Annotated in this window: 3 protein-coding genes; all 3 read left to right on the top strand. The window is 76.1% G+C overall.

Features of this window, described 5'->3' with window-relative positions; all coding sequences use genetic code 11:
• The coding region (locus ACW0Q9_RS28655) for a CRTAC1 family protein (RefSeq protein ID WP_456186578.1) at positions 1 to 1,573 on the top strand (1,573 nt) is incomplete at its 5' end.
• 28 nt (positions 1,574 to 1,601) lie between these two features.
• Positions 1,602 to 2,591, top strand: coding sequence for an enediyne biosynthesis protein UnbU (locus tag ACW0Q9_RS28650; protein WP_456186576.1), 990 nt, complete (start codon positions 1,602 to 1,604; stop codon positions 2,589 to 2,591).
• Between the two features lie 32 nt (positions 2,592 to 2,623).
• A partial coding sequence (locus ACW0Q9_RS28645) for a beta-ketoacyl synthase N-terminal-like domain-containing protein (protein WP_456186574.1) occupies positions 2,624 to 5,713 on the top strand: 3,090 nt, incomplete at its 3' end.

The following is a 5,713-nucleotide window of genomic DNA, read 5'->3' as shown; positions in this document are numbered from 1 at the left end:
GCGAAGGTGTATAAGGGACAGCCGCTACCCCGCCTTCCCCCTGCCCCCCGCCGGCGTGCCGTACGACGCGCGGATCACCGCGCCGATGGGCTGCGCGACCGCCGACCTGAACGAGGACGGCCGGCTCGACGTGCTGGTCTACTACTGGGGCCGGGCGCCGCTGGCCTGGCTGCAACGCGCCGACGTGCCGTTCGGACCGGCCGCGTTCACCGCCGCCGACGTCACCGACCGACCCACCGAGCTGTGGAACAGCACCACCGCCAACGTGCTCGACCTGGACGGCGACGGCCACCTCGACATCGTGGTCGGCAACTACTTCCCGGACGGGGCGCGGGTTCTCGACCCGGCCGCGAAGGACGACCCGCGGATGCGGATGCAGGACTCGATGTCCTGGGCCCGCAACGGCGGGCGCAACCGGATCCTGCGCTTCACCGGGCTCACCCCGGTCGCCGGCGGCCCGGCCCGCCCGGCGTACGCGGACGCCTCCGCGGCGCTCACCGACGAGCAGGCCCGCTCCTGGACCCTGGCCATCGGCGGGCAGGACCTGGACGGCGACAGCCTGCCCGAGGTGTACGTGGCAAACGACTTCGGCCGGGACTACCTGCTGCACAACGTCTCGCGGCCCGGCCGGATCCGGTTCACCGAACTGCCGGGGCGGCGCGAGGCGGACATGCCGAAGTCCAAGGTGCTCGGCAACGACTCGTTCAAGAGCATGGGCGTCACCTTCACCGACCTCAACGCCGACCTGCGGCCGGACATCCTGGTCAGCAACATCACCACCCCGTACGCGCTCCAGGAGAGCAACTTCGCGTTCGTCAGCACCGACGCCGCCCCGCTCACCGACCACGCCCCCTACCGGGACGAGAGCCAGCGGCTGGGCCTGGCCCGCACCGGCTGGGCCTGGGACATCAAGGTGGCGGACTTCGACGGCGACGGCACCGACGAGATCGTCCAGGCGCTGGGCTTCCTGCGCGGCCGGGTGAACCGCTGGGCCGAGCTCCAGGAGCTGGCCATGGGCAACGACGTGTTCCTCCAGTACCCGTACGCCTGGCCGAACTTCCGCGACGGCGACGACATCGCCGGGCACCAGCGCAACCCGTTCTTCGTCCGGGGCGACGACGGCCGGTACGTGGACGTCTCCGACCGGCTCGCCTTCCGGCAGCACGCCACCACCCGCGGCCTGGCCGTCGGCGACGTCGACCACGACGGGCGGCTCGACCTGGTGGTGGCCAACCAGTGGGCCCGGTCGCAGTTCCTGCACAACACCGGCCCGGCCCGCACCCACCTCGGCCTGCGACTGCTGCTGCCGGCCGCCGTCCCGGGCGGGAAGCCCCGGCCCGCGGTCGGCGCGACGGTGCAGGTGCGGAAGGCCGACGGCACCCCGCTGACCGCCCAGCTCTACCCCGCCAACGGCCACACCGGCGGCAACTCCCCCGACCTGCTCTTCGGGCTCGGCGACTCGTCCGGCCCGGCCACCGTCACGGTGACCTGGCGCGACGCCGCCGGCCAGCACGCCCTGACCAGGTCCCTGAACCCCGGGTGGCACAGCCTCGTGCTCGCCCCGACCGCGTAGCCGACCGTCGAGCCCCAGGAGGTCGACCGTGTCCGAACAGGCCACTCCCCGTACGGCGAACCGACCGGACCCCCGGATCAAGGCGCTGCGCCGGTTCGCGCTCTCCATCACCGTCTTCAACATCGTCGGGCACCTGCTGCTCGGCTTCGAGCAGGCGTACGTCACGCCGGTCGTGGCGGTGCTCACCGCGTACGCCGTGGACCTGCTGCTGGAAACCGTCGAGGCGCGCGCCACCGGGCGCCGCGAGCGCTACCGGGGCGGGCCGGTGGCGCTGCTGAACTTCCTGCTGCCCGCGCACATCGCCGGCCTGGCCTGCGCCATGCTGCTCTACGGCAACCAGAGCCTGGCGCCCACCATGTTCGCCGCCGCGGTCGCGGTGAGCAGCAAGTACGTGATCCGGCTGCGGGTCCGCGGCAGCCTGCGGCACGTGCTCAACCCGAGCAACTTCGGCATCAGCGTGACGCTGATCCTGTTCAGCTGGGTCAGCATCGCCCCGCCCTACCACTTCAGCGAGGACGTGGACGGGCCGGTCGACGTGGTGATCCCGCTGGCCATCCTGGCCGCCGGCACCATGCTCAACGGCAAACTGACCCGACGGCTGCCGCTGATCCTGGGCTGGGTCGGCGGCTTCGTCCTCCAGGCGGTGCTCCGCTCGGCGTTCTTCGACGCGCACCTGGCCGCCGCGCTGCTGCCGATGACCGGGATCGCGTTCATCCTCTTCACCAACTACATGATCACCGACCCGGGGACGACGCCGGCCGCCCCGCGCCGGCAGGTGCTGTTCGGCCTGGCCACGGCGGCCGTCTACGGGCTGCTGGTGCTCGCCCACATCACCTTCGGCCTGTTCTTCGCGCTGGTCATCGTCTGCGGGCTGCGCGCCCTGGTGATCCTCGGCGCCAACCTGCGCGACCGCGCCGACGGCGCCCCCGTGCCGGGCGCGGACCGGCCCGCCGGGACCCTGAGGGCCGACGCCGCCCCCGCCGACGTGGGTCAGGTGCCGGTGCCCGCCGCCAGGTGACCCACCCCTTTCGTACGAGCAAGGAGACCGTGATGGTCGACGACGACGTGGTGATCGTGGGCCTGGCCTGCCGCTACCCGGCGGCGGACAACCCGGCCCAGCTGTGGGAGAACGTCCTCAACCGACGGCAGGCGTTCCGCCCGCTGCCGGCCGGCCGGCTGCCGCTGGCCGACTACGGCGGCGACGGCCCCGACCAGACCACGGTCCGCCGGGCCGCCGTGCTGGACGGGTGGCGCTTCGACCGGGCCCGCTTCCGGATCCCGGGCAGCACCTTCCGGGCCGTGGACCTGTCCCACTGGCTGGCGCTGGAGACCGCCGCGGACGCCCTGGTCGACGCCGGCCTGCCGGAGGGGATCGGCACCGACCGGTCCCGGGTCGGCGTGGTCATCGGCAACTCGCTGACCGGCGAGTTCTCCCGGGCCGCCGCGATGCGGATCCGCTGGCCGTACGTGCGCCGGGCGGTGGCCGCCGGCCTCGTCGACGGAGGGCTCGCCACCGACGAGGTCGCGGCGCTGCTGGACCGGGTCGAGGAGCGGTTCAAGGCGCCGTTCCCGGTGCCCGGCGACGAGACCCTGGCCGGCGCGCTGGCCAACACCATCGCCGGGCGGATCTGCAACCAGTTCGACTTCCACGGCACCGGCTACACCGTGGACGGTGCCTGCGCGTCGTCGCTGCTCGCGGTGATCACCGCGGCGGAGGCGGTGGCCGGCGGCCAGCTCGACGTGGCGCTGGCCGGCGGGGTGGACCTCAGCCTCGATCCGCTGGAGCTGGTCGGGTTCTCCCGGGTCGGCGCGCTGGCCGGGGACGAGATGCGGGTGTACGACGCCCGGCCCACCGGGTTCCTGCCCGGCGAGGGCTGCGGCGTGGTGGTGCTCGCCCGGGCCGGGTACGCGCTGGAGCGGGGGCTGCGCCCGTACGGGCGGCTGCTCGGCTGGGCGTCCTCGTCGGACGGCAGCGGTGGGCTGACCCGGCCGGAGGAGAGCGGCCAGCGGCTGGCGCTGCGCCGGGCGTACGACCGGGCCGGCATCGAGCCCGGCGCGGTCGGGCTGGTGGAGGGGCACGGCACCGGCACCGCCGTCGGCGACGAGGCGGAACTGCGGGCGCTGCTCGGCGTGCGCGGGCCGGCCGCGCCCCCGGCGGTGCTGGGCAGCATCAAGGCGAACATCGGGCACACCAAGGCGGCGGCCGGGGTGGCCGGGCTGATCAAGGCGGTGCTGGCCGTGCACCGGGAGGTGCTGCCGCCGACCACCGGCTGCCGCCGGCCGCACCCGCTGCTCGCCGAGGGCGGCGCGCTGCGGGTCACCGACGCGGCCCGGCCCTGGCAGGCCGGCGAGCGGTACGCCTCGGTCAGCGCGATGGGCTTCGGCGGCATCAACACGCACGTGGTGCTCGGCGGGACGGCTCCGTCGGCGCCCCGGCCGCTCAGCGCGCACGTGCGGCGGTTGAGCCGGCCGCATCCGGACCACGAGCTGGTGGTCTGCGGCGCGCCGGACGCGGCCGCGCTGACCGGGCTGCTCACCCGGCTCCGGGCGGCGGCGACCGCGCTGTCCCGCCCCGAGCTGACCGACCTCGCCGCCGGTCTCGCCGCCGGCCACCGCGCGGACGCGCCGGCCCGGTTCGCCGCCGCCGTCCGTGACGCCGACGGGCTGGTCACCGCCGTCGACCGGGCGCTCGGGCACCTGGCCGGGGGTGGCCGGCGCCTGCTCGACCCGGGTCGCGGGGTGTTCCTGGTGGTGGGGGAGCCGCTGCGGGTGGGGCTGCTCTTTCCCGGCCAGGCCGCACCGGTGCACACCGACCGGGGCGCGCTGGGCCACCTCCTCGACGACGCGGACACGGGGACCGGCTCCGGCCGCGATTCGGCGCCGGACGGCGCTCCGGACCAGGCGCAACCCGCGCCGGCGGAGCCGGTCGACACGGCGGTCGCCCAGCCGGCCATCGTCGCCGACAGCCTGGCCGGGATCCGCTGGCTGGAGCGGCTCGGCGCCCGACCGGTCGGTGCGGTGGGCCACAGCCTCGGTGAGCTGGCCGCGCTGAGCTGGGCGGGCGCCGTGGACGCCGGGGACACCCTCGCCCTCGCCCGGGCGCGCGGCGTGGCGATGTCCTCGGCGACCGAGGTGCCCTCGGGGATGCTGTCGCTCCGGGCCGACCTGGAAACCGCCCGGGAGCTGGCCGACGGCACCGGCGCGGTGGTGGCCGCCGACAACGGCGAGCGGCACGTGGTGGTGGCCGGCGCCCGGCCGGAGCTGGACCGGGTCGCCGCGGCCGCCCGGCGCGCCGGGATCGAGGCGACGCCGCTGCCCGTCTCGCACGCCTTCCACTCGCCGCTGATGGCCCCGGCCGCCGAGGCGCTCCGCGCGACGGCCGCGCGGATCCCGTGGCGGCGGCCGGCGCGGCCGGTGGCGTCCACGGTCACCGGGGCGTGGTGGGGCGACGACGACCCGGTGGAGGTGCTGGTCCGGCAGCTCACCGGCCCGGTCCGGTTCCGCGAGGCGCTCCGCCTCCTCGACGCCGACCTGCTGGTCGAGGTCGGTCCCGGCCGGATGCTCGCGGCGCTGGCCGAGGCGGCCGGGCGTACCGCGGTCAGCCTGGACGCCGGCGCGGCGGACGGAGCCGGCGTGGCCGCCGGGACCGCGGCGCTCTTCGCCGCCGGCGCGGTCGACGACGTGACCCCCTTCTTCGCCCGGCGGTTCACCCGCCCGTTCGACCTGGACCGGGAGCGGGCGTTCCTGGTCAACCCGTGCGAGCAGGAGCCGCCGGCGGTGGCCCTGCCAGCGCACCGGGCCGCGACGCCGGACCCGCGCCCCCGGCCGGCACCGGCGGCCCGCCCGGCCGACGGCCGGGGCACCGCCGAGCTGGTCGCCGCCCGGGTGGCCGACCTGGCCGAACTGCCCGCCGCCGAGGTCGGTCCGGGCACCCGCCTCCTCGCCGACCTGCACCTGAACTCGATCCGGGTCGGGCAGCTCGCCGCCGAGATCGCCGGGGAGCTGGGCCGGGCGCTACCCGCCACCCCGCTGTCCCTGGCGAACGCCACGGTGGGCGAGTTCGCCGCCGCCATCGAGGGGCTGCCGACCGCCGACGAACCCGCCGCCGAGCTGCCGGCGGCCGGCGTGGGCCCCTGGGTC

Source organism: Micromonospora sp. I033, from assembly GCF_053890995.1.
The sequence above is the reverse complement of the archived record's forward strand: the minus strand, read 5'-3'. Positions and strand labels throughout refer to the sequence as shown.